This window comes from Actinomycetota bacterium (assembly GCA_035536535.1).
In the GTDB taxonomy this organism is placed as follows: Bacteria; Actinomycetota; JAICYB01; order JAICYB01; family JAICYB01; genus DATLNZ01.
The window spans coordinates 1-23,570 of the sequence record DATLNZ010000106.1; the positions used below are offsets into that span (position 1 = coordinate 1).

Genomic DNA, 23,570 nt, shown 5'->3' on the forward strand with positions numbered 1-23,570 from the left:
AGCGGGCCACCGTGACCTGCGACCCGTGCGGCTGCGCAGGAGCCAGCAGCCACGCATGTGCCTCAGCAAGCAAAACCACTGCCGTCGCAGCCTCCACGGCGTTTCCGCCATGCGTGAGCATTAGCTGCATCTGAGAGAGGATCGCCCGCCGAACCTCGTCCGCCGACACTTCTGGTCCCCGCTCTGCTGCCATCGCTTTCCCCCTTTGCCTCCCGACTGCTGGCCCCGATTGTCGGGGCAATCTAGGACAGGTTCTCCTTGAAGTACGCGGCGCTGGCCTTGACGACCGTAGCCAGCGGTCGGAAAATCTCGCGATTTAGCAAATTGCGCAAGACTCACAAGTTCTCGCCACGCCCAACCCACCCCTGCGTCAATTCCGACCTCATGGCGAGACCGCGCCACCCGCCCGCCTGTTCGAGCGACTTTGTCCGCTTACTCGCAGAAAAAGTCGGCGCAAGTCGGTCGAGTGAGCGCAGCTCAGGCAGGCTCCCTATTCGAGTCTTCCCCCGAAGGTGGGTTGAGCTTCAGAACGTGCATCTCGAAGTCGCCAGGCGCGAACCCAAGCCGCGCGAGCCATCGCTGACGACCGGATTCGCCCTCCCCCGGCTGGGGATGTGCATAAACCTCAGTGAACCCGAGTTCCCGCGTCCATCTGCATGACTCACGCACGAGGTTGGTTCCGATGCCCGAGTTGCGGCGCGCCTCGACGACGGCCACTTCCTCCAGGTAGACCACCCGCTCCCCCTCTCTGTCGAGCTGATCCCTGTATATGACCCAGCTGTACCCGACGACCCGGCGGCCGAGCCGAGCTTCCACAAGCCAAGAGCCGTCGTTAAGCATGTGGCTTGGCAATGGCCATCTGAATCCACAGTCCCGCTGCATCTTGACGAGCCGACGGGGGAAGCTCGGGCAGTCGATGCGGCGAAATTGAATGCTTCTTGGTCGAGTGAACAAGCGGCTGAGCATGGGAGGATGGTAGAACCCGGTGCCGACGTCCATCACTCCAAGGTCCGATCAGACGGGCAGGACCCCGTGCTTTCGCCAGGGGCGCTCAACGGTCTTGGATCGGCCCAACATGAGGCCCCGGTGGATCGCCTTGCGTGTGTCGCGGGGGTCGATGACGTCGTCCACACCGGCCCAACGCGCGGCGATGTATGGCGAGATGGAATCGCGGACCGCCTTCACCCGTTCCGACCGCACCCTGTCCTGGTCTTCGGGGGCGGCGGCCTCCACCTCCTTGCGGAAGATGATGTTCACCGCCCCCTCGGGCCCCATCACCGAGATCTCTGCGGTGGGCCAGGCGACGATGTACTCCGGCTCGTAGGCGAAGCCGTTCATCACGAAGTACCCGGCCCCGTAGCCCTTGCGCGTGACCACCGTCACCTTCGGAACGGTCGCCTCCGACACGGCGAACAGCATCTTCGCGCCGTGACGGATGATGCCCTGGCGCTCGATGGCCGACCCGACGAGGAACCCTGGGATGTCCATAAGGAACACAAGCGGGATGTTGAACGCGTCGCACAGCCACACGAAGCGAGCGACCTTGTCGGCGCCGTTTACGTCCAGCGCCCCGCCCAGCATCATCGGCTGGTTGGCCACGATCGGTCCTGCACCACCGCAATGGCGTCTTACCGGATTAGATCGGTTCGCAGCGTGCTCAGAACAAGTCTCTATGCGCCGCCTGAACCTCCGACACCTTCTCTTGAGGCGCAATTCCCGCGTAAAGTTCTGCACGCTGACCGGCCTTGCGAGCGTTCTGTTCAGCTTGAGCAGCTCGCTCGGTTGCTCGATGCGCTTGGCTCTGAAAAAAGAAGCTCGGCATCGCGCCAGTGGCCACGCCGACAATGGTCGCGAATAGGCCCCAATATCTCGAGTAGTCATCGAAGTTCGTGGATTCGGTAGCGCAGAAGATGATGATGAACACGACAAGCGCCAGGTAAGCCACTCCCACGACGACGGTACGCCAACTCACTCTTTCCATTGGTCTACCCCTCATTCTTTCGGAATCCATTTCCCTCTGCTTGCCAGGGAGGAGGCGGAGCCGTAGGCACGGCCACTGGAGCGTTTCCTCACCGCCGAGATTGGAGAGCGATCCAGCAAAGCGGTCGCATCACACGCGTGGGCCTAATTGATCTCCTCGAATCCCTCGATCGTCGATAGCGTCTGAGGTTCGTTCTGATGATCACGGTTGGCGACGTAGGTCCAGTACGAGGTGCCGTCCAGACCGTGCTCCGATCTGATTGTGACCCTCCGCAAAGGCACATCTCCGGGGCCCGTTGCGTCTCCGATGAAGGCCTTGCGCCCCCGAACCTCCGCTTCGTGGCCCTGCCCGCGGTGCGCCGGGTTCTCCGGAGGTAGCGGCTGTGGGTGGCTCACCCAGTGATATCCGAACGCCCCCAGCCCAATGAGCTGATGCAGCGTGTAGTCGTCTGGGTTTACGCCCGCAGGGACGTAGATAACCAGTAGCGTCGCCTTCTCCTTCCTGGGATCCGGAGTCCCACCAGGCCGACTAGCCCCGAATGCAAGGATGTGCTCGACATATCCGGCCGGAGGCGCGTCCTCGAACCACAACGGGCGGCGGGGCCACCAATTGAGGACGGAAGCCCTAGTCAGCGGGCGGCTGGTGGCCCCGATAGTGGGTCCCGCACCAGGTGTCCCTGCCGGTCTATTCGCAGCAGGCGTTGCGGCAGATGGGCGACTTCCATGCCGCGCCCGGGGGGACTCCCGTTGCTCCCCCCGTGCGGCGTCCGTGCCGGCCGATGCCCGAGGACTCGGTCCCACAGAGGGGGTCGCCACGGGGACGCCTCGGCGTCTCTCGACACCTCTTCCTTGACCGCTTTCAGGGCCGCACGCTCCACCTATGACCACGATTGCCGCGGCCGCTGACAACCGAACAGTGACTGAACTTAAGCGCATTTTCTATCGGACACAGAGTGGGTTACTTGATTGGCATACGCCTTCATTGTCGCGTGGGTGTGAAAGCACACCTCCATCTCATCGTGGTACCCATCGTAGCCGCTGTACGCTGTGGCCCAGTCACACGACGAGCACTCATCGTAACCAGGGGTGCCAGCGATTGCGGGCTCGCGAATTATCTGAGCGTGTACCTTTAGCCAGAAGCTGAGGCCCCTACAAGTGGCCCAGCCCTCACCGCCAGCCCCCACTAGATGGACATCGCCGGCCGCTGTCTGCATCGTCCACGGGTAGGGCGGGTCCTGATTTGCACCGCCTGCACAACTCACTGGAACAGGGATGACCTCGTCCGCACTGGCTGCCGGGACGAGCCCGGTCAAGAGAACGACGACCACGGCCGGGAACCACAACTTACGCATGAGCTCCTCCTTGTTGTAGAACCTCAGCGGCTCTCCTCGTCAGCGGAAACCCTGGACCGGGCGCCATGTCGAACAGCGCCTCGTTCCGCCCATCGGCGCCAGGCATCGACGCGCCGGCGTGCCGGTCCCTCGGGAGCTGGCCTTGCCGTCACATGGCCCTCTCGACTCTCGTTCAGCGACGCTCTCAACTCTCCGACCACGCCCGGATAGCACGACTGGCCGATTGCAGGTGCTTACCATCCGGCTCTCCAGGGGTCGGATGCACTCGGTCCATACGGCGCACTTCCTTTCCTGCGGGCACGCTGCGGCAGCTTCAAGGAGGTGTACGCAGTCGTCCCGTGGAAGTTGCGCGGTCTTCTGCCGAGCGGTCGATGCTCGTGGCCAAGGCCACCGTCGGGGCCGAGAAAGGGAACCGCCTGTCCTCTATTCCCGAAGGGGAAGCGAATTCCAGACCTCAAGAGCAGAGAGGGCTCGGTGGTGCGTAGCACTTACGTCTGCCTCTAACCAAAGGGAAGTGTGAGCGGAGCGATGGATTCCGAGCAACTTCCTTCCCGATGATTCGTACCCCTCCTCGACGGGCCCGCCGTGGCCCCGACAGGAGGATCACGATGAGGTTGCGCACGCCCATCAGGTTCTTGGTTTGCACTTTGGTTGCGACAGGCTTGCTCCTGACGCGGGTTTCGCTGGCCGAGGCATCAACATGCCTGGCTGTGTGGTACGGAACGCCGACGGACAGGACGTACCTCACTTCTAACTGCGTACCCACCGGCGAGAAGCAGGTCGGCGAAGGGGGATACATCCGACTGAATGCGTCGACTTACGTCGGCTACGAATGGAGCGTTGGCGCGGATTTGCCTGAGTGAGTCGGTTACTCAGGGTCCTGCGTCGTAGAGCCGGCAGGTCATGCGGTGGAGAGCCGAGGACTGGCAGGGGATCTCCGTCTCGGCCATGACCTCAGGTTGAACTTCGGGTCTTCCCGAGTCCACTGTCACTTGCCGCCTAACCCGGAGCGAGGACCGGTCCCTAGACACCTTGGCGGACGCCTCTACCGGGCTTCTCTCGAGTCGCTCGTCACGGGCGGCCTGATCTGGAGTCATGGTGCCACCGAGACCTCTTACTGACTCGGGAGCTGCCCCCACAGGTGCTGGCTTTGGATCGGTCGCCCCGGTGGCGCCGTGGCTAGCCTGGGAAATGCGGCCACCTGGAGACGCGCTGCCCCCGCCGGGGGCCGCTGGACGACTGGCGGCGGTGGTCGCAGCCACAGCCAGGATCAGAATTGCTACGGCCAGCGACGGTGTTGCTTGGGCGACGTCCTGGGCCCCCGCCCAGGCCCGCAGACGCATCAGGCGGCGCGAGATGGCTTCCCGAACCCGCAGTAAGAACACCGGGACGACGGTTAGCCCCCGCTCGGCTGCAATTGTTCGATAGCAATGGCAGAACGTGCGACGCGCCCGCAGAATCATGGACTTCACCGCGGGCAGAGACAGCCGCTCCCTCGTCGCTATCTGCTCGTATGACAGCCCGTACATGTGCCTGAGCGTCAGCACACGGCGCTGGCCCTCGGGCAGTCCCGACAGCACCTCGACGATGGCTCCCCTGCGCTGGCCCCCTAGGTAATCGTCTTCGACCGTACTTGCAGCCGGTTGCGCGGCCCAGACGGCCTGCGTATCCGGCTCTTCGGATAGAAGAACTGGACGTCGGGCGGACTTCCGGACGTAATCCACGCAGCATCGAGTGGTGATCACGGCCAGCCACGGCCAGATCGGCTTGGAACAGTCGAACGTCGGCCACGCCTGAAAGGCTTTCAGCAAGACCTCTTGGGCAGCGTCCTCAGCCGCGTGCGGGTTCCTCAGGTACTTGTGCGCCAGTCCTTCCACCCGCGGCAGATACTCCCGGTACATCTCATGGAAGCTGAGGTCGACTGGAACGTGAGGAGGGTCCAAGAGTTGCAAGTGCGGAGAGACACCAACAGCGTGTTGAGTGCCTTCGCCCCCCGAAGGAGCCTCACTACCGATAGCCGGTGATGCTGTCACCCCTCACCCCCCACCCATCCTGGATCCACACCCAGGAACCCAACTTAGCCCCAGTAGTCAAGCGTGAGGTGCCACCTGAGCCCGGCGCTATCGGCGTCAACCACGTTGGTGGCGCAGTAGGACGCGGCGAGTGGTGCGTGGCTGCCCCGGGACTCTGGCCACTTCTCCCACGAACATGGGTCTGCTGCAGGTCTGGTTGACATCCTATGAGTGGGACACGCTCCCACAGAAAGGATGGATGCCATGCCGAAGAGGTTCCCCCGGAGTTCAAGCGCGATGTCGTCAGGGTAGCTCGCCGACGTGAGGTGAGCCTGGCTGAGGTCGCTGCCGAGTTTGACGTATCGCCCGAGTCGGTGAGGCGGTGGATGCGCCAAGCTGACATCGACGACGGGATCCGTGACGGCTGACCACGGCCGAGCAGTCAGAGCTGGTGCAACTGCGCCGCGACAAGCGACGTCTGGAGATGGAAAACGAGATCCTGCGCCGAGCGGCCGCGTACTTCGCTAAGGACGCGCTCCCAAAATGATGTTCCCGCTGGTCCGAGAGCTGGCCGCCGATGGGATCCCCGTGCGGTTGACTTGCGGGGTGCTGGGCTTTTCGCCGCAGGCCTTCTACAAATGGCGCGCGCTTCCGGTCGGCGACCGCGACTGGGCCGACGCGCACGTGACGAACGCGATCGTGACATCCACTCCGACGACCCCGAGTTCGGTTACCGCTTCCTGGCCGACGAGCTGCATCGGGCCGGCCACGTCATCGGTGAGCGGCGGGTCTGGCGGCTTTGTTCTGAGCAGCGGGTCTGGTCGATCACGTCCCGCAAGGGCCGGCGGGGCGCCAAGACGCCCGGCCCCGCCGTCCATGACGACCTGGTTCAACGCTGCTTCACCGCCGACCGCCCCAATGCCGTCTGGCTGACCGATATCACCGAGCACCCGACGGTGGAGGGCAAGCTGTATTGCTGCGCCATCAAAGACGTGTTTTCAAACAGGATCGTCGGCTATGCCCTGGGCGGCCGGATGACCGCGGCACTGGCCACCTCGGCTCTGCGTGCCGCCATCGCGCGCCGGCAGCCCGAGTGCACGCTGATCGTTCACTCGGACAGGGGGTCGCAGTTTCGATCCAGATCCTTCCGGGCCGTGTTGGACGACGCCCAGCTGGCCGGCTCGATGGGGCGCGTGGCCTCCGCCGGTGACAATGCGGCGATGGAGTCGTTCTGGGCCTTGCTGCAGACCAACGTGCTGGACCGACGGCGCTGGCGGACCCGCGGCGAACTGCACTACGCAGTCATCACGTGGATCGAACACACCTACAACCGCCGCCGCCGTCAGCGGGCCCTGGGGAAGCTGACGCCCGTCGAGTTTGAACTCGCCTTCGCTCCCACCGATGCTGTCGAGGTAGCGTGATCTGTCATAACCGCCGTCAACTCAACCTGCAGCAGACCCTCAGGAGGAATCCATGTCGAGCCAAGTTCCTTCGCCAAATGAGGGAGCCCCGTCCTGGCGATCTATTGCAGCCGAACTGGCCGCCGATCGCTCCACGAACCGCCGGCTCAAGAAGAGCACCGCGTATCAGCGCTTCTCCCAACTCCACGAATCGGTGCCTCAGGGACCATGCGATCCGGTCCAACTGAAGATTCATTGCGGCGTTGGCCACCATCAGCTCGTTCTGGGCCCGATTTTCGAGCTTAAAGACCATGATGAGGACGCGGAGACAGTGGCAGAAGCACTCGGCGGAGACACGCCTGCCTGTGTACTCATAGCCCGCGCGTGGTCGGCCTTCGTTGGAGGAGCCCCCGTCCCTACGGGCGTGGCCGCCGATCATCTGCTTCAGGATCTCATGGAAAGGAACTTCGAACTGGTGATTCACCGCTGGTTGGAGTGGCGGGCTACCCGAGCCAGCACGCCCGCCCAGGTTGATGCCAAACAGAGACAACTGATCGCCGCGCTCCAAACGCAGATCGCCCAACGATCGCAAGACCTGCAACGGCTACAGGCGCGGTCCTTTACGGCAGCCCCGAAGAAGGTGTTCGCTCAGCGACAGCTAGCGAAGTCCGAGGCGCAGCGTCGACGGACGATCGAAAAGTCGGTCAAGCTTAGGACACGAGAGTACATGGAGGGTGCAGAGGCCGCCTACGCGCTGGCATTGATACTGCACTTGCCGCAGGATGCATGGAGGCTTGCGCTAACTCTCAGGCGCCGGTAAGGGGGATGGGTGTCCAGCCCCCTTACCGGCGCCTTTAGCTACGACCAGTTGCGGCAGCCGTACCCTGAGGTTCCGATTACGACGGCACACTTCTTAATGGGAGACCCGGGAGTGGGGCCGTCACAGATCACACCAAATCCAATCCCCGAGTGGCCGGGGCATGCGTACGAAGCCTGCGGGTCACCAAGCCCCCAGCTTGCCGCGGCTGCTGCAAACTCGCGGCACTCCGAAGTTTCGGCCGACCGGCTCGGGAGGCCTTCTTCTATGCTTCGCTGACACTCACTCGGATCCGGAGTCGAGGCCGTCGCCGCACTCCCGCTCCCAAGCACCGCCGCGAGTGCTACCAGACCGACAACAAAAGCGCGTTTCGGGTGCAGCAGACGTCCCATGTGCCCCTCCCCCATCGTCCCATCCCCAGCCTGGTGGCCTGGGGCCGATGAGGTACACGCAAGAGCCCCCATGAAAGTTGCGCCGACTTCTGGAGACTTCGGTTCTCAGACCCGCACGGGTCAGTCGAGAGCGCCTAATTGCTGCAATCTATCCCGCGGCCGGCGCTTGGGGCGGGTGGGCTCACCCACGCCTGAACCCAGCAGTGTTCCACGCTTGGAATCGCGTTTGGGTTGGCTGCAGCAGGCCATACGCAACGGAGGCCAAAAAAGTTGCGGTCGCCAGGCCCCCCGACCTCCCAGCCTGCGCTCCACGTGGCGCAGGTCCGGGAGAGGAAGAACTTCACTCCCCGTGTTCGCCGACCAGGTCCTGGTTCCGGAGTTCGAGATCCGGCGGCCTGGAGCTCCTGACCAAGGTCAGAACCACTGCGAGCCTGTCCGGGGCAGGGCCCCCCTTGGCTCGCCGCGCAGGCCTCGGGAGGATCGAGACCTTCTTCACCTGGGCAGTCTCTCTAGATTGGGCAATACCCCGTGCTTGCGTCACGGGCGCTCTACGGTCTTCGACCTCCCCAGCGCCAGCCCCCGGTGGATCGCCTTGCGGGTGTCGCGGGGGTCGATGACGTCGTCCACGCCGGCCCAGCGCGCTGCGATGTAGGGCGAGATGGAGTCGCGGACCATCTTCACCCGCTCCGAGCGCACCCGGTCCTGGTCCTCCGGCGCGGCGGCCTCCACCTCCTTGCGGAAAATGATGTTCACGGCCCCCTCCGGGCCCATGACCGAGATCTCGGCCGTCGGCCAGGCCACAATGTACTCCGGCTCGTAGGCGAAGCCGTTCATGACGAAGTACCCCGCGCCGTAGCCCTTGCGCGTGACCACGGTCACCTTCGGCTTGGTCGCTTGGGCGATCCCCGGCCCAGCTAAACGGCCTCCGCTCTGACGTTGACGAGCTGAACGCCGGCCATGTCTTCCGCGAGCTGACGGGCCAGCTGGCTCTCGTACGTCGTCACAAGGAGCTGGACAGGTCGATGACCTTCAGTCCCAGCGGCGAGCGTCGCTGCCACGGCATGCCTCAGTTGCGGGTCGAGATGCTCCAGAGGCTCATCGAACCACACGAAGGGTATCCTGGTGGATGAGGTCACCACGAGCAGATGCGTGACGATCCTGGCCCAGATCCGTTCGCCGTCGCTGAAGCAGTCCCAGGTCAGCTCCTCGCCGGCCTCCGCGCGGACGATGGTTCCGTCCGAACGCAACGTAAGGCCGCCTACGGGAAACAGCGCCTTCCAGCGGAACTTCACCTCGGTGGCGATCGGTTCGATTAACTCCTCCAGGATCTCCTTGGCCGCCTTCCCGAACGCAGCGGCGGCAAGGGCAGATATGGCCTCCCGGCGATAGGCGACCCGGAGCGCCCGCTCGGAAGCATCGACCTGCGCATCTGCGGCGACCTCGGCTCGGATCCGCTGGACGCGCTCTTCGATGGCTCCTATACGTTGGTCGTGGGCTTGGAGCGATTGGCCCGCTGCGTCGTAAGCCTGCTCGGCCGCCGCTGGGTCGCGTGCATCGAGCGGAGTCGGTTCGGGTGGGGGCGAACGCCGCAAAAGGTCGATCTGCCTCTTCAGATCTGAGAGCGCGTGGGCATGCTCTTGAAGCGCCGCTTCTTCCTCCTCGAGGCCTTCAAGCTCCTCGGTCGCCGAATCGTGTCGACGCTCGTGCTCTTCACGGGCAGAGGACAGCTCGTCCCCATGGATCGGCTTCAAGCAGGTTGGGCACATGCCTGTCTCGCCGGCGAGAAGCCTCAAGGCCTCCTTCGCCGCGGCCAAGGCCACCCTTGCGGACGTCATGGCTTGTCCAAGCGCCGCCGTCCGTTCAGCGACCTCCTGACAGCGAGTCTCCACGAGCTCTTCCAGGTCAGCTTGATCAACCGCGGTGAGGCCGAGAACCTCTCCAGCGTTATCGATCACCAGGCGCAGTTCAGCTTCGTGCTTCGTGCGTGCCTCGGCCTTCGCACGGCCTTCGCGCGCCAGTGCGCGATCCTCTAGGGCAGCTCGTACGTCGGCCTCCAAGGTCGATCGCTCTTCCACCAGGCCCGAGAGCTCGCCCATCGCTCCGGTGAGTTGCACCTCGAGGAGCTGCCTGTCAACGCTCTGTCGCTTCTCGTGCTCGCGCAAGGCGGCTCGTTGCTTCTCCGCTTCCTTGACCATCCGCTGCGTCACCTCCGCGGCCCGGAGAACCTCCTCGACACCGAACGCCTTGTGGAGATGCGACTTGAGATTAAGAGCCGTCTCCGACGACAGATGTTGGCCGCCAAGCATGAGCGATAGCCGGGCCGCAACCGACATGTCGACCTGGAACGACTCTTCCAGGAGTCGCTCCACCTCATCTCCAGTGAGGCCTTGATCGGCGATCGAGCCGGTTACCTGCGGCCGACCGCGACGACCGATCACCCGGGTGACGGTGAGTTCGCGACCGTCGTTCAGACGGACCGCCACACTGACCTCAGCCCGATCGGCGCCAGCCCGAATGCATCGTCGTGGCTCGATGCCGGCATGGTCGCCGAATACTCCCCACGCCAGGCCCAGGATGAGCGAAGTCTTGCCGACACCGTTGGGGGCGACCACGAAGATCGTTCCCTTCTTCAAGGAGAGTTCCAGCGATTCGTAGGACCGCCAGTGCCGCAGCGAGACGCGAAGGATCATGCGGCGCCACTCAGCTCTTCGATCCGCGCACGGAGGCGGGCCTCATCGAAGTCACCGTCGATGGCGCGCCGCAGCTCGTCGGCGACCTGGTCGGCCTCTGCCGGACCGATCCCTATCCATGTCGACTGCTTGACGCCCCCCGTCGCGCGATGACCAGCTGCAACAACTTCATCCAGCGCCTGCGCAGCCAGGCCGGCGACGTCCACAAGCAGCGCGTCGCTCCCCACACGCGACGCGACGTGATCGAACGCCTCGAACGTCGGCATCACCTCGGACACATAGGCGAGGCACGCGTCTACCGGTTCGCAGATTGGTCGCCGGATCCGCGGTGCGCGAAGTTGGCCCGATGGCGTCTCGACTGCCGGGACAACGTCATCTCGGTCAATGATCGCGGCCGACCAAACTGCATCACCCAGAGCCATCAGTAGAGCCGCGTTTGTGTCCGGGAAGGCCCCGAAAACCGCCGCGATGGCCGATAGCCGCTCAGCGTAGACTGCATCGACGTCGGTCGCGCCCGCCTCGACGATCACGCGGACCCGCAGGCCCCGAACGTGGACGACGTATCGAGACGCGAAGCCCGCCGCCATAGCCGTTGTGTCGCCTTCGACGGCAGCCGCCGGGTGCCCCGCGCCACGCAGGCCTGCTTCCAGGTATTCGCCCACCGACCGAGCCGAAGACTGTCGCGTACGCTCATCGCCCCGCGCGATCAGAGCCGCGATCGATGGCCTGGACGCGCTCGGATCGACCCCACGGGCAGCCTTGATCGAGCCGATGAGCTGCTCTGCCTCGGCCCGCTCGTCCGGCGTGAGGTGGTCGAGGGACGGTTCGGCACCCCCGCCCTCGAGGTGGTCGAAGAAGGAATCCAGAACCTCCTCGACAGGATCGCGTCGCTCCGTCATGATTCGCCTCCTTCCGTAAACCGTTGGAAACGCGGATGGTCGTGCAAACGTCTTGAGACCTGCTTGTAGATGTGCGTCACGCCCGGAGGGGTAAGGTCGAACTCCTCAGCTAAGGACTTGCGGGTCCTGTCGCCGAAATGTAGGCCGAGGAAGATCGTCCGGTCCCGGGCATGGGTCAGCTCACGAGCGAGACGCGACAGCTCCAGCTGCTGGTTCGTGACCAGGAACTCACGCTCCAGGTCGTGGGGATCCGGGAGGGTATCGAAGACCGTACCGGCGCCCACCTCATCTCCATTCGCGGCTCGGGCCGCATCTCCCGAAATCACGCTCAGGCCGGGCCGATGTGCGGTCGGCCGCAGCCCAGCTTGACCGTCCCGGATCGCCTGCTTCGTCTTGTTCCTTGCGATCCCGACCGAGAACGCCTCCCACGACTCGGATAGAACGTCTGCGTCGGTGGACAACAGAGCCATCAGGGCTTCGGAGAGAATGTCCTCTGGGCTGACGTCCCCCGCAAACAGCTCGTCGGATGCCGGCTGGCCTACGACGCGGTCGAGGCCGGAACCGCCCGTGCGGCGCCGTCGAGGGGCCGTTCGTCCCACCACCTTATGAATCTGGGCCCACATGACGTCCACGATCGCCTCGAGGCGATCGGGATCGTCCTGCAAAGGATGGCTTCCAGGGGCTCTGGAGGCGTCCGGGCCGGTCATGTCACTCCCTACGTTGCAGACCGCGACCGGAAAGAAAGCAGCAGATCTCGCTTTCATTCCGGTCCCGACCGGCAACGTACACCTCGACGAGCCACAAGGAGGAACCATGGACACGGACAAGATCCAGGAGGTGCCCCGCGAGGTGACCTTCACCATCGACGGTCAGCCGTACACGACGTCGGACCGGCGCCAGCCAGCAGCCGACCTGCTGCGCCTGGCCGGCCTCGACCCGGCCCGATACGACCTAGGCGAGCTACGGGGCGAGAACCAGAAGACCAAACGCTTCACGGGCAACGACGTCGTCACCATCCGACCCGGGACCAGGTTCGTCACCATCCGTCACGCAGCCGACGTGGCGTGACCGGAGCCGACGGCTTCCGGGCCACAATGGACCGGCTCTGCCTCCATCCAAGGGTGGAGGCAGAGATGGTCATCTACCTGATCGAGCCGGTGGACGGAGCATGGGCTGGAACGGCCGTTGAGACCGCGGTGGCCTGCGCCGAACTCGCCCGGTGGCCCCAGGTCCCACCCCACTGGATCCACCTCCCCGACAAGGTCCAGCTGCAACGGACGAACAGCCAGCCCTCCTCGAAAGCGGAGTGGACCATGCACAGCCGGCAGATCGCTGACTGGGGCCGCGACGACCCCGGCGTGGCGTGGGCCAGTCACGTCCGAGGGGTCCTGAGCGAGGCCACGGCGTGAGCCGCGAGACGTCGGTCGCCATGACCGGGGCCACCCACCGCGCCCTCCGCCAGCTCCTCCTGCGCGGCGACGGCCAGGAGGACCTGTGCTTCGCCACCTACCGAGCATCGACCGGTCGGGCGCGACGCACCGCTCTGCTGGTCCAGCCGATACCGCCACGACCAGGCGACCGAGACGTTCACGGCAATGCCACCGTCACCGGTGACTACGTCCTGCGAGCCGCCAATGAGGCGCGGCAGATGGGAGGCGGCGTCGCGCTGTTGCACAGCCACCCGGCGGGCTCAGGGTGGCAACCGATGAGCGGACCTGACCGCGACGCGGAACGCTCCTACGCCAATCTTGCGAGGGAGATCACAGGCCTGCCCCTGATCGGGCTCACGCTGGCTGGCCGGGATCAGGCCTGGTCCGCAAGGCACTGGGATCGCGGAGTCGGGCGGGAAGTCGAACGGACCGACTGCGTCAACGTCCGCGTCGTCGACGACCGCCTGAGGGTTTTCTGGCACGACGGCCTCCGGCCGGAGCCACGCGACACCGGTCGCCAGTTGAGGACGGTCGCCGCGTGGGGCCATGGCACACAAGCCGACCTGACCCGCCGGCGCGTGCTCGTGGTCGGAGTCGGGTCCGTCGGTTTGGACGTGGCCGTCCGTCTCGCCGCATCCGGCCTAACCGACGTGACCATCATGGACTTCGATCTCGTCGAGGAGCACAACCTCGACCGTCTCATCGGCGCCGGCCCTCGCGATGTCCGACTGCGCCTTCCGAAGACCCACGTCGCCAGACGGGAAGCGCTGCGCAACGCGACGGCCGCCGATCCCAGGGTGCGCATCTCAGACCGGAGCGTCTGCGAGCGGGACGGCCTGGCCGTGGCGTTGGACCATGACCTGATCTTCTCCTGCGTGGACCGCCCGTGGGCGCGCGCCGTCCTGAACAGTCTGGCGTACACGGACCTCATCCCGGTCATCGACGGGGGTATTGCGATCGATACGCGCGAGGAGGGGTCGATGCGCAACGCGACTTGGCGGTCCCATGTCGTACGGCCTGGCCGGCCGTGCATGGTCTGCACACGCCAGCTCGACATGAGTCTGGTGGCTCTCGACACCCAGGGGTTGCTCGACGACCCGGCCTACATCGCTGGAGGGGGCCGCGCGTCCGGCCTGCGCCAGAACGTCGCCCCGCTGTCCGTGAACGTCGCGGCGGCACTCCTGGCCCAGTACGTCAGCTTCAGTGTGGCGCCCGGAGGTTTCGGGGACCCTGGCCCACTCCAATACGTGCTCAGCACGCACGAGCTCCACCACTTAGGCCCGTCGTCTAGCCCGAGCTGCATGTACGAGCCCTCCGAGCCCGTCGGCGACCAGCGCGCGGACCTCACCGGAAAGGATCCAGTCGCGGAGCGGGGGAGGCACCGCGCGAGGACCAGCCCGTTGATCCTGCGGCTACGGCGATCGATCAGCGGTCGACTCGACGAGCGACATTGGAGGACAGCGTTTTGAGGGGTCGGCCCGGCTACCCGATCCGATCCTGCACCCGTCCAGGAGCGCTCCCTCCGAACGTGGCCTGTCGAGAGCGCTGTCGTTGTCAATCAGACGCTGGCCAGGCGGCCGTGCATCTGGCCTGGGAGTGGCTTCCGGAGGAGGAACTCGCTCCAGGGACCTGAGCGGCAACAGCGACCCTGAGACTCCGGGCCACACGTCCTAAACCGGCAAGACCCCGTGCTTTCGCCACGGGCGCTCCACGGTCTTGGACCTCCCCAGCACCAGCCCCCGGTGGATCGCCTTGCGCGTGTCCCGGGGATCGATGACGTCGTCCACGCCGGCCCACCGCGCGGCGATGTACGGCGAGATCGAGTCGCGCACTGCCTTCACGCGCTCCGATCGCACGCGGTCCTGGTCTTCCGGGGCGGCGGCCTCCACCTCCTTGCGGAAGATGATGTTGACGGCTCCCTCGGGGCCCATGACCGAGATCTCGGCCGTGGGCCAGGCCACGATGTACTCCGGTTCGTAGGCGAAGCCGTTCATCACGAAGTACCCAGCCCCGTAGCCCTTGCGGGTGACCACCGTCACCTTCGGAACGGTCGCCTCGGACACGGCGAACAGCATCTTGGCGCCGTGGCGGATGATGCCCTGGCGCTCGATGGCCGACCCGACGAGAAACCCGGGGACGTCCATCAGGAACACCAGCGGGATGTTGAACGCGTCGCACAACCACACGAAACGAGCGACCTTGTCCGCGCCGTTGACGTCCAGCGCCCCGCCCAGCATCATCGGCTGGTTGGCCACGATCCCCGCCGGCATGCCGCCGAAGCGCCCGAAGGCGGTGACCACGTTGCGCGCCCACGCCGGCTTCATCTCGAACACCCGGTGGTCGTCCACGATCTCCTCGACGACCTTGCGCACGTCGTAGGCCTGCCTCTGGTTCACCGGGACGATCTTCAGCAGCTTCCCGCAGGACCGGTCTGCCGGGTCGTCGGTCTGGCGCGTCGGGGGCTGCTCACGGTTGTGGGACGGGAAAAACGACAGGTACTCCCGGACGACCTCGATGCACGTCTTGTCGTCCGGCACCTCCAGGTCCGCCACTCCGGAGTAGCGGGTGTGGACCTCCGAGCCGCCTATCTCCTCGTCGGTCTTGTCCTCTCCCACCGCGGCCTTCACGAGGTGCGACCCGGCCAGAGCCATCGACGAGGTCCCCTTCACCATCGGGACGAAGTCGGACAGGCCCGGGATGTAGGCCGTCCCAGCGGCGCAGGGGCCGAGCATCGCAGACACCAGCGGCACCACCCCGGACATCACCACTTCCTCACGGAACAACTGCCCGGACCGGGCGAACTGCGAGCCGGCGGCCTCCTGGATGCGGGCGCCGGCCGAGTCCAGCAGCCAGATCATGGGGATGCGCAGCCTGACCGCCAGCTCCCGCATCCGCGCGACCTTCATCTCGCCTATGGCGCCCATCGACCCGGCCATGACCGTGAAATCGTAGGCGGCGACGCAGGCCCGCCGGCCGTCGATCTCGCCGATGCCAGTGATGACTCCGTCGGCCGGCGTGAGCTTGCCCTCCATGGCCGGGATCAGCGGGTTGTGGTCGGCGAGCATGCCGTACTCGACGAACGAGCCGGGGTCGAACAGCAGGTCCAGCCGCTCACGCGCGGTCAGCTTGGAGCGCGAGTGCTGGAGGTCGATCCTGTCCTGTCCGCCGCCGAGGGAAAAGGCTGCCTTCTTCTCCGCCAGTTCCTCGAGCAGCTGATCCCACGTCCCCCGCATCGCGGAGGCCGAGTCCAAGGTGGGCATGGAGGCAGGGGAGGACGAGCTGTCGGGGCCCGTGATCTCATTGTGAGGCGTCTGGTCCGCAGTCACGCGCCTGCTCTGTCCGGCGGAAGGTGCATGGCAGCAGTTTAGGAACCGGCGCGGCGCGGGGGCCTAGTCGAGGAACCGGCCCATCTGCCGAAGGAGCTTGGCGCGCTCGATCTCTTTCTCTCGCCGCTCCTGAAGCTGCTCCGGCGTCGCGCTCAGGACCTCTCTGACCAGGTCCGACAGCTGCTCGGGCTCGAAGGGCTTCGTCAGGTAGGCGTCGGCTCCCACCGTCCACCCCTTCAGGTGGTCCTCCTCATCAACCGCGCCCGTGAGGAAGATGATCCGCCTGTCCGGGGAGCCAGGGTCCGCCTGGAGCCTGCGTGCGACCTCGAAGCCGTTCATTTTCGGCATGTTGACGTCAAGGATCAGCAGCTGCGGAGAGCGCTGACGAGCCACCTCGAGGGCCTCAGCGCCATCCTTAGCCTCAAAGGTCTCGTGTTCATCGGCTTGGAGCGCACGGCTCAGAAGCTGGCGAGTGCTGGCGTCATCCTCAGCTATCAAGATCGAGGCCAACTCAGTCCCTGTTCATCCGGAAGATGCGCGGCGCCCCCCCTTGAAGGATAGGCGTGCCCCAGTCTCTCAAGATCCCCCCAGGCGCCGCAGCGCTCCAAGGACGTCCTCGCTTCCTCTAGAAGGAGATCGCCTTCGGGGACTTCGGTCTGGGCAAGGTGGATCAGGCACCGAGCCGCCTCGAGATCCATGGCAGCCTCGCGAGCCATTGCTAGGGCCGCGCGCAGATCTTCGATCCCCGAGCCCGGTAGAACAGCCTCGCGCGCGCGACCCAAAATTTGGAGTGCAGATACCATCAGGCCCCTCTCCGACTTCCTGGCTGCGGATACTGAGTCCTCCGCCAACTTGAGAGCCTCCGCGATTCGCCCTTCCTCTAGGGCTACCACCGCTAGCCAGTAAGAGGCGAGCACCTGCAGGTCGTATCGCCCATCGAGTTTGGTGGCTTGGCTGTGAGCCGCTCTCAAGATGACTGTCGCGCCCTCGTTGTCTCCTTCGAGCGCATGTATCGCCCCATCCAGTACGTCCAACCCAATGGAACTCGTGGATGCTTGTTCGGATGTCCCGAGCAATCGTCGACACTCGCTTACCTTCGCGCGCGCCTCATCGACCAGCCCGGACTCCAGCAAGGCGGTCGCGGTGATTGAAGCAATCGAGAAGCGCCAGAAAGGAGGCTGTAGCGGCGTGTGCAGCTCACCCTCCAAAGCCAATGTTCCCCTTAGCTCCCCCATAGTTAACCGCAAATACATCAAATTGTTGCCAACTCTATCTACGAGTTCACCGAACCCATTCTTGACCCCCTCCTCGTACGCATATTCAAGTGTCTCGCGCGCCAAGCGGGTATGACCCATAAGCAATTGCATCAGCCCACAGTCCGCCTCAGCGGTTACCTTGTGTAGCTCGATGCCGGTTTCTCGTGCAGTCTCCCGACACCTCTCCACCCACCGGAGAGCCTCGGTGTGGTCCCCCTCCTCGCACAGAAGAGCTGCCCAAGCGCGACCTCGCCTGAAGGCCAGTTCAGGCGGCAGGCTCGAGTCCACGTACGCGTTCAGTTTCCCCAACTCAGCGCGCAACTCTTTATGCCGCCCGAGTCTCAGCATAGCCTCAGCCCTGCAGTCTAACCCTGCGGCGGCGAGTTCAGCAGGCAGCTCCTCCTTTTCCTCGCCGCTGAGGATCTCTAGCGTCGCTTCCCAGTCGCCTGTGGCATTGAGAGCGCGTGCCGCGGCCAACCTCAAACGGCTACGTCCATGCTCCACTTCGACTGTCGCCTCCACGTCATTGAGAAGGCGGACCGCCTGATCTTTCCTCCCGAGCCTGAACTCGCACACCACTTGCTCGTGTGCTGCACGATCCGCCACCTCGAGGCACCCAACCTGCAGCGCGAGTTCACGGGCCCGCACGAGGAGTTCACGGGCTTCCTCCCAAGCACCCACGGACATCGCGCGGCGCCCGGCCTCTTCGCTGGATGACGCGGCCCTTGCGGCTTCACCGGACCGCGCGAAGTGGTGTGCGAGGCGGGCAGGCTCGCCGCCGCACCGCAGGAGAGCGCGAGCCACCCTTCGGTGAATCGCCTTCAGTCGAGCACCAGGCACTGATGCCTGCACGACCCCCTCCAACAGAACATGCTTGAATACGAACCTTGGACGTCTTCCATCCCAACTCTCGCGGATGAGATCCTGGCGGGCGAGAGTCCACAACGATTCGGCGACCTGGTCTGGAGTCTGGTCCAGACTGGCCGCCAGCTCCTCAAGCAAGAACCCAGAACCCATTACCGCAGCCACCTCGAGGACTTCCCTCACGTGATCCGGTAACCCAATGACGCGCGACATTAAGAGCAACTCAATACTGAGTGGGACATCAACGCGCTCCCACCTTCCCGCCACACCATCTCCTCGCCCTGCGGCAACCAGTTCTTCGATGAACAGAGGATTTTGATTTGACCGCACGACGAGTTCGTCCACCTCTTGTTGCTGCCAAGTAGCAGACGGATCCAGCGCACGGACCAGCGCATCGCATGCATTGCGTTCGAGCCCGCGCAGATGAATTTCAGCCGTACGATTAGCCAAGTGCGTCAGGGGCAAGGTGCGAATTCGTTGCTCGCGCACGCCGGACTCGGTCCGAGAAGTAAGAAGAAAGAGCACAGGCCTGCGCTCCGCGATTGGCAGTAACGAGGAGATCAACCGCGCCAACGAATCGCTGTACTCGTGCACGTCCTCGAACACCAGAACTACGGGGCGCAGCGCCGAGAGACGGAGAAGCCAGTCGTAACAGGCCCTTTCCACTGCGTCCGCTACAGGCAACTTCTCTGACTCACCCAGTCCCGCGGGCGTCGGCCCTGGATCAAGGTCCACACCGACCAAGCGCGAAAGATAAGCGGCCGTCTGTGACTGGTCGCTTCCGAAACTCTGGCGACAGAGGCTTCTGACCCTTAGCCTGGCCTCCACAGGGCTGGTAGACCCGCGGATCCCGAACCAAGCCTCGAGCATTTGAGCGACGGGAGCGTAGGGAGGGGCCATCCCAGCGGTCCTAGCGTGCCCTTCGAGCCACGTCACGGAGTCTCGGAGCATGCGCCTAAGCTCGCGCACCATACGCGACTTGCCGATGCCGGCTTCACCGGAAATCACGAGCGCCTGTCCACGGCCCTCGGACAACTCGGAAGCGATCTCATCCAAGCGTGCGATCTCAGCCGCGCGCCCATAGGTGGGGACGGCCGAAGAGGGCGCGCTGGTGACTGCGCCCAGCAGGCGCCACCCCTCAATGGACCGGGCTAGGCCTTTGAGCCTGAGATCACCGACCGTTTCCATTCGGAACCACCTAGCACACTCTCTGGCGATGGTGGGGCCAACAAGAATGGAACCCGGCACCGCAAGACTTTGCAGTCGAGCAGCCACGTTAACCGCATCACCAAGGGCGATGCTCCTAGGGTCCGCAGCTCCGATCGCACCGACCGCGGCTCTACCTGCATTGATCCCGATTCTTACGGCAAATTTCTCGATGCCCCAGGCCTCCTCAACCTCGTGACGATATGCATGTAGAGCCTTCTGAATCTCCAACGCCGCCAGACACGCACGCCTTGGGTCGTCCTCGTGGAGGGAGTCCAGCCCAAAGAAGGCCGCGATGCCATCGCCGACGTAGGCCCCCACCGATCCACCAAAAGCCTCGATGATGGCAGTCATCCTGTTGACGCAGTCACCGATGAGCAGACGAACCTCGTGAGGATCCAAGTGCTCAGCAAGCGCGGTAGACCCGACTACGTCCGCAAACAAGGCCGTCACTGGTCGCAGCTCGCCAGCTTGATCATGCAGCGCAGCGGCCGACCGTTCGTGTGCGGTGTCGGTCGACGAGTCGATTTCGGCTGAAGGGTGCCAACCGCACGCGTCACACATTTGCCCGCCTACCAAATCTGCCGGGCCAGAGCCTACCTGGGCGGAGCACCCCTGTCGAAGACGCAGGTCAGAGGGCGCTTTGGTGCTGAGACTGCACCAGGCTCATTAGGACGCGAATACCAGAGCGCCCACTTCCCGGCCGAGCTGAGCGGCCTCATCCCAGGTGAGAGGCCACGGTGCCGCCCGGTCCGGAACCTTTCAGTGCGTCTAGAACGCAGCCGAGGGCCGACTGCTCCACCCCATCTACAACTCCGACGTGCTCTGACCCCATGGGCCCGGCCTGCCTGGAGCGGAGCTCATCAACGTCATTTGCAATCCGCAGAATCCGCGCCTCGATGGACAGGTCACCTTCATCCGTGCCGCCAAGACCGTCGATCATGTACTCGTACGGACGCAAGTACTCCGTTTCATTGAGAATCGCCCGCGTCCGCTGCACGATCTCTCGATGCGGAATAGCTTTGGCTGTTTCTGGGTCCGAAAAGGACACGGCTCCGACATCGTGTAGGAGTGCTACCCATTTCAACCTCTTAACCATGGCCGACGGAAGCCTAAGAGCGACGGACGCTTGCTCTGCCAACTCCGCGACCCGTTCGTGGTGCCCAGCGGACACGTAACCAGCACGTTCCGTGAGGCGTCCCAACGCCCGCACGGTCTGCTCATATGTCACTTCCGTCTCCTCAAATCGCCGAAACTCCCGCTCCGTTACAAACAACAGCGTGAGCACAAAGGCGAAAACGAATGGGCCAAATGCCGGAAATGTCATAACCGCGAGCCCAGCTAGCGAGAAGGCGAACGCATGCATCGATAACACGGGTCCGAAAGCTACAAGAGACTTTGGTGCCGACGATCCTCGCCTGACCGCGAAGACGAGAGATGAAGCGAACAGGGGGATCAGCAATTGGGCGGAGGTAAGCTTCCCTCCGAAAACGGCCCCCATCAGTGCCGTCGCAATCGTGAACGTCCCACCAGCCACACCCAAGACCACTACGTGACTCGCCACAGCACGTACCGACACCTGCCGACGCCAGATCGCCCCTAGCAGCTCAGCGCCCAAGGCGAGCCCGAATAGTATCTGGATTGATGCCAGCTGGAAACCACTCGGACCGACCGCGAAGAGCAGAGACCCAAATGCCCCGGTCGCTGCAGCTCGCATGTCGATCAGAGAACTCAGCCGCAGACTGGCGCTGTAAGCATACCCAGTCACAACAAGAGCGACGGCTAGAATGGACATAGGGTCACTTGACAAGACCCACCTCACCCTCCTCGAACCTAGCCTCCAGAGCGCGATACCCCCCACGCTCATCTGCTCTGACAACGACCTTAGGGAGTATCTCCTGATCGGCTGCTAATGAACGTAGGGCCGCGACCGCATCTGGGTCGAACTGCCGAGTGGCGTTATCGCCCATTATCTGCAGCGCCTGACTATGGGGTAACGCTGGACGGTACGGGCGGTCGCTTGTCAGGGCTTCGTACGCGTCTGCGACTGCCAACACGCGCGCCGCAAACGGAATGTTGGTCCCCTCGAGGCCGCTGGGATATCCCGCACCGTCATAGCGCTCGTGATGGTGAAGGATCTCAGGTGCTAAGTCCCTTAGATAGTCAACTTCTGACGCAACTTGAGCGCCGACAGCCGCGTGCCTCTTAACCTGTTCGTACTCTTCCGGAGTTAGAACACCTGGCTTCCCCAAAATCGTTCCGGACACAGCAACCTTTCCTAGGTCGTGCAAAAGCCCGCCGTAATACCGGCGATGGCGCTCAGAGTCTGGACTCCCAAGCTTTTTGTGCAGCGCCACTGTAATTGCGGCGACTCGCTCAGAGTGCCGAAATGTGTGAGGGTCCTTCAGCTCCACAGCTCGCACGAAAGACTTCAAAGTGCTCTCGCGCGCCTGGTCAAGCTCGACCTTGCCACGACGCGCCTGGCGCATTAGCATCAACGGCGTCAAAAGGAACACCATCGACATGACGCCACCTGACTCGTAAAGGGTAGCGACTAGGAGCCCACCGAGTGCAATCGGAATCGTGTAAGGGACTGGCCACACCAGCTCCGCCCACACCCGCAGGAAGTCCAGACGTCGATCTGCAGCAATGACCGCCGCTACGAACACAGTATTTAGCAGCATGGCTACTGCCGTGGCGACGAGTGCCGCTGCAATAGTCGCTACAATCCCGGCACGGTTCGGTGGCGCTAACAGCCAAAAGCAGCCAGAACTCGCTCCCGTATACAAAGAAGCCTGAGCAGCGTTGAAGAGAGTCTTCTTAAATCCCCGTCTATCTACCGGAGACAGGGCGGATGCTAAACCCACCAATAGCGCTTCGGATGGCGTCAACACGAACGCGACCACAAGCAAGACTAGGAATCCTGCGGAGAGGCTGGGCGGCTCTCTCGAGCGATCCGCCGCCTGGGGAACCAACAAGGGCACTGCGATGGACTGATAGTCGGCCGCGATGAAGAGGCCCCAGAAGAAGAGCATGGGCAGAGGATCGATTTTCGAGCCACCCGAATATACGAAGACAAAGAACAGTGCGAGCGCCATCGCCCAGAGGGTGGCAGTAAGACCAGCTACCCGTAGGTAGCGCCGATCAGAAGCCACGTTCCGCTCGAATTTCAGCCTTTGAAGCAGACTGCCCTTCAAGGGCAAGCCCGGGGCCCAGAATTGAAGCCGTCACCACTTCCAGCCTACGAGAACCGGCAATGCAGCAAGCGCCGATGCAAGCGTCGCGGACTTTGAAGCTATCAGTCGCTTGAGAAGGACTCGCTTTTTCAAGAGTCCCAACTCCCTTCGCTGTGAATTTCCCTGCACCGCTCGTATCGCAGGGAGAATCCGCTCCGCTCAGGGAACTGCAAGCGCTCCGGTTGGGCCCCGGGTTCACCTCCACAATCCTTTCCAGTCCAGCCCGGCCCCCGTGGGGGAATGAGCCAGACGCATAGACTGACCCTTCGCCGCCGGCGACCTCAATCCTGCCCGGCCCCCCACTGCGCGACCCCGAAACTATAGGCGCGGCTGTTCGGTGCTGTAAACAACTGACGCCTTTGCCCGTTTCCTCAGCAGGCCGCGAGCAGCACAGGCACCATCCCACCCCCTTGATGTTCCTGGGACATCCCCAGAGCGGAGGCTATGCTTCCCCCTGCTGATGGAAGCCCGACCGGCCGGTTCCGGCGCCGTCGACCCCGACGACATTCAGAAGGAGCTCCTGGGCCTTCCGGGTGTGCAGGCGGTTCGGGTCGTTACCTCGGGCAGAGGCCGGGTCACCGAGGTCCACATCGTCGCGAACGGGGCCAAGTCGGCCAAGCAGATCGTCCGGGACGTCCAGACCGTCGCGATGGCCAAGTACGGCATCGAGCTGGACTACAGGGTCGTGAGCGTCGTGAAGTTCGACGAGT

The 23,570-nt window shown here is 64.0% G+C and carries 22 protein-coding genes; 7 read left to right on the forward strand and 15 right to left on the reverse strand.

Going from position 1 to position 23,570, the window contains the following annotated elements; translation table 11 throughout:
• The 6 genes from VNE62_07050 to VNE62_07075 form a co-directional block, all read right to left on the reverse strand.
• Nucleotides 1–193 (reverse strand): hypothetical protein (locus VNE62_07050; GenBank protein ID HVE92041.1); only part of this gene is annotated, 193 nt, incomplete at its 3' end.
• 284 nt (nt 194–477) lie between these two features.
• On the reverse strand, nt 478–999 hold the full coding sequence (locus VNE62_07055) for a GNAT family N-acetyltransferase (protein ID HVE92042.1): 522 nt from the start codon (nt 997–999) through the stop codon (nt 478–480).
• A 15-nt stretch (nt 1,000–1,014) separates the two neighbouring features.
• The gene (locus VNE62_07060; GenBank protein ID HVE92043.1) at nt 1,015–1,599 is read right to left on the reverse strand and encodes a carboxyl transferase domain-containing protein; all 585 of its coding nucleotides are present in this window, start codon (nt 1,597–1,599) and stop codon (nt 1,015–1,017) included.
• 58 nt (nt 1,600–1,657) lie between these two features.
• Nucleotides 1,658–1,945 (reverse strand): hypothetical protein, encoded by a 288-nt coding sequence (locus tag VNE62_07065; protein ID HVE92044.1) that lies wholly within the window; start codon nt 1,943–1,945, stop codon nt 1,658–1,660.
• Between the two features lie 179 nt (nt 1,946–2,124).
• Nucleotides 2,125–2,571: a hypothetical protein gene (locus VNE62_07070; GenBank protein ID HVE92045.1), complete on the reverse strand. Its 447-nt coding sequence runs from the start codon at nt 2,569–2,571 to the stop codon at nt 2,125–2,127.
• 1,633 nt (nt 2,572–4,204) lie between these two features.
• Nucleotides 4,205–5,233: a sigma-70 family RNA polymerase sigma factor gene (locus VNE62_07075; GenBank protein ID HVE92046.1), complete on the reverse strand. Its 1,029-nt coding sequence runs from the start codon at nt 5,231–5,233 to the stop codon at nt 4,205–4,207.
• Nucleotides 5,234–5,571: 338 nt separating this feature from the next.
• On the opposite strand from VNE62_07075, the gene VNE62_07080 reads away from it, so the two are divergent.
• From VNE62_07080 to VNE62_07090, 3 genes are all read left to right on the forward strand, one after another.
• Entirely contained in the window at nt 5,572–5,772 is a 201-nt protein-coding gene (locus tag VNE62_07080) for a helix-turn-helix domain-containing protein (protein HVE92047.1), read from the forward strand.
• A 210-nt stretch (nt 5,773–5,982) separates the two neighbouring features.
• Nucleotides 5,983–6,765 carry an IS3 family transposase gene (locus VNE62_07085; protein ID HVE92048.1) on the forward strand — a complete coding sequence of 261 codons (783 nt, stop codon included), beginning with the start codon at nt 5,983–5,985 and terminating at the stop codon, nt 6,763–6,765.
• 52 nt (nt 6,766–6,817) lie between these two features.
• Nucleotides 6,818–7,564, forward strand: a complete 747-nt coding sequence (locus VNE62_07090) for a hypothetical protein (GenBank protein HVE92049.1) — start codon at nt 6,818–6,820, stop codon at nt 7,562–7,564.
• A 926-nt stretch (nt 7,565–8,490) separates the two neighbouring features.
• On the opposite strand, the gene VNE62_07095 is transcribed toward VNE62_07090, so the two are convergent.
• Genes VNE62_07095 through VNE62_07110 form a run of 4 tightly spaced genes read right to left on the reverse strand, consistent with a single transcriptional unit; the run spans nt 8,491 to nt 12,249 of the window.
• Complete coding sequence (locus tag VNE62_07095; GenBank protein HVE92050.1) at nt 8,491–8,856, reverse strand: carboxyl transferase domain-containing protein; 366 nt, start codon at nt 8,854–8,856, stop codon at nt 8,491–8,493.
• A gap of 11 nt (nt 8,857–8,867) precedes the next feature.
• Nucleotides 8,868–10,643: an AAA family ATPase gene (locus VNE62_07100; protein HVE92051.1), complete on the reverse strand. Its 1,776-nt coding sequence runs from the start codon at nt 10,641–10,643 to the stop codon at nt 8,868–8,870.
• Complete coding sequence (locus VNE62_07105) at nt 10,640–11,542, reverse strand: hypothetical protein (protein HVE92052.1); 903 nt, start codon at nt 11,540–11,542, stop codon at nt 10,640–10,642. Before VNE62_07105 ends, VNE62_07100 begins: the two co-directional genes overlap by 4 nt.
• Nucleotides 11,539–12,249 (reverse strand): hypothetical protein, encoded by a 711-nt coding sequence (locus VNE62_07110; protein HVE92053.1) that lies wholly within the window; start codon nt 12,247–12,249, stop codon nt 11,539–11,541. The genes VNE62_07105 and VNE62_07110 overlap by 4 nt, the downstream gene beginning before the upstream one ends.
• Before the next feature lie 106 nt (nt 12,250–12,355).
• On the opposite strand from VNE62_07110, the gene VNE62_07115 reads away from it, so the two are divergent.
• From VNE62_07115 to VNE62_07125, 3 genes are all read left to right on the forward strand, one after another.
• A complete protein-coding gene (locus VNE62_07115; GenBank protein HVE92054.1) occupies nt 12,356–12,610 on the forward strand; it encodes a hypothetical protein in 255 nt (84 codons plus the stop codon).
• A gap of 65 nt (nt 12,611–12,675) precedes the next feature.
• Nucleotides 12,676–12,951 (forward strand): hypothetical protein, encoded by a 276-nt coding sequence (locus VNE62_07120; GenBank protein HVE92055.1) that lies wholly within the window; start codon nt 12,676–12,678, stop codon nt 12,949–12,951.
• The gene (locus VNE62_07125; protein ID HVE92056.1) at nt 12,948–14,441 is read left to right on the forward strand and encodes a ThiF family adenylyltransferase; all 1,494 of its coding nucleotides are present in this window, start codon (nt 12,948–12,950) and stop codon (nt 14,439–14,441) included. The genes VNE62_07120 and VNE62_07125 overlap by 4 nt, the downstream gene beginning before the upstream one ends.
• A gap of 201 nt (nt 14,442–14,642) precedes the next feature.
• On the opposite strand, the gene VNE62_07130 is transcribed toward VNE62_07125, so the two are convergent.
• From VNE62_07130 to VNE62_07150, 5 genes are all read right to left on the reverse strand, one after another.
• Nucleotides 14,643–16,232, reverse strand: coding sequence for an acyl-CoA carboxylase subunit beta (locus VNE62_07130; protein HVE92057.1), 1,590 nt, complete (start codon nt 16,230–16,232; stop codon nt 14,643–14,645).
• 129 nt (nt 16,233–16,361) lie between these two features.
• Nucleotides 16,362–16,808 (reverse strand): response regulator, encoded by a 447-nt coding sequence (locus tag VNE62_07135; protein ID HVE92058.1) that lies wholly within the window; start codon nt 16,806–16,808, stop codon nt 16,362–16,364.
• Nucleotides 16,793–20,188, reverse strand: coding sequence for an adenylate/guanylate cyclase domain-containing protein (locus tag VNE62_07140; protein ID HVE92059.1), 3,396 nt, complete (start codon nt 20,186–20,188; stop codon nt 16,793–16,795). The genes VNE62_07135 and VNE62_07140 overlap by 16 nt, the downstream gene beginning before the upstream one ends.
• Nucleotides 20,189–20,342: 154 nt before the next feature.
• On the reverse strand, nt 20,343–21,446 hold the full coding sequence (locus VNE62_07145; protein HVE92060.1) for an HD domain-containing protein: 1,104 nt from the start codon (nt 21,444–21,446) through the stop codon (nt 20,343–20,345).
• Nucleotides 21,424–22,722, reverse strand: coding sequence for an HD-GYP domain-containing protein (locus tag VNE62_07150; protein HVE92061.1), 1,299 nt, complete (start codon nt 22,720–22,722; stop codon nt 21,424–21,426). Before VNE62_07150 ends, VNE62_07145 begins: the two co-directional genes overlap by 23 nt.
• Before the next feature lie 598 nt (nt 22,723–23,320).
• Here VNE62_07150 and VNE62_07155 point away from each other — a divergent pair.
• Nucleotides 23,321–23,570 (forward strand): hypothetical protein (locus VNE62_07155; GenBank protein ID HVE92062.1); only part of this gene is annotated, 250 nt, incomplete at its 3' end.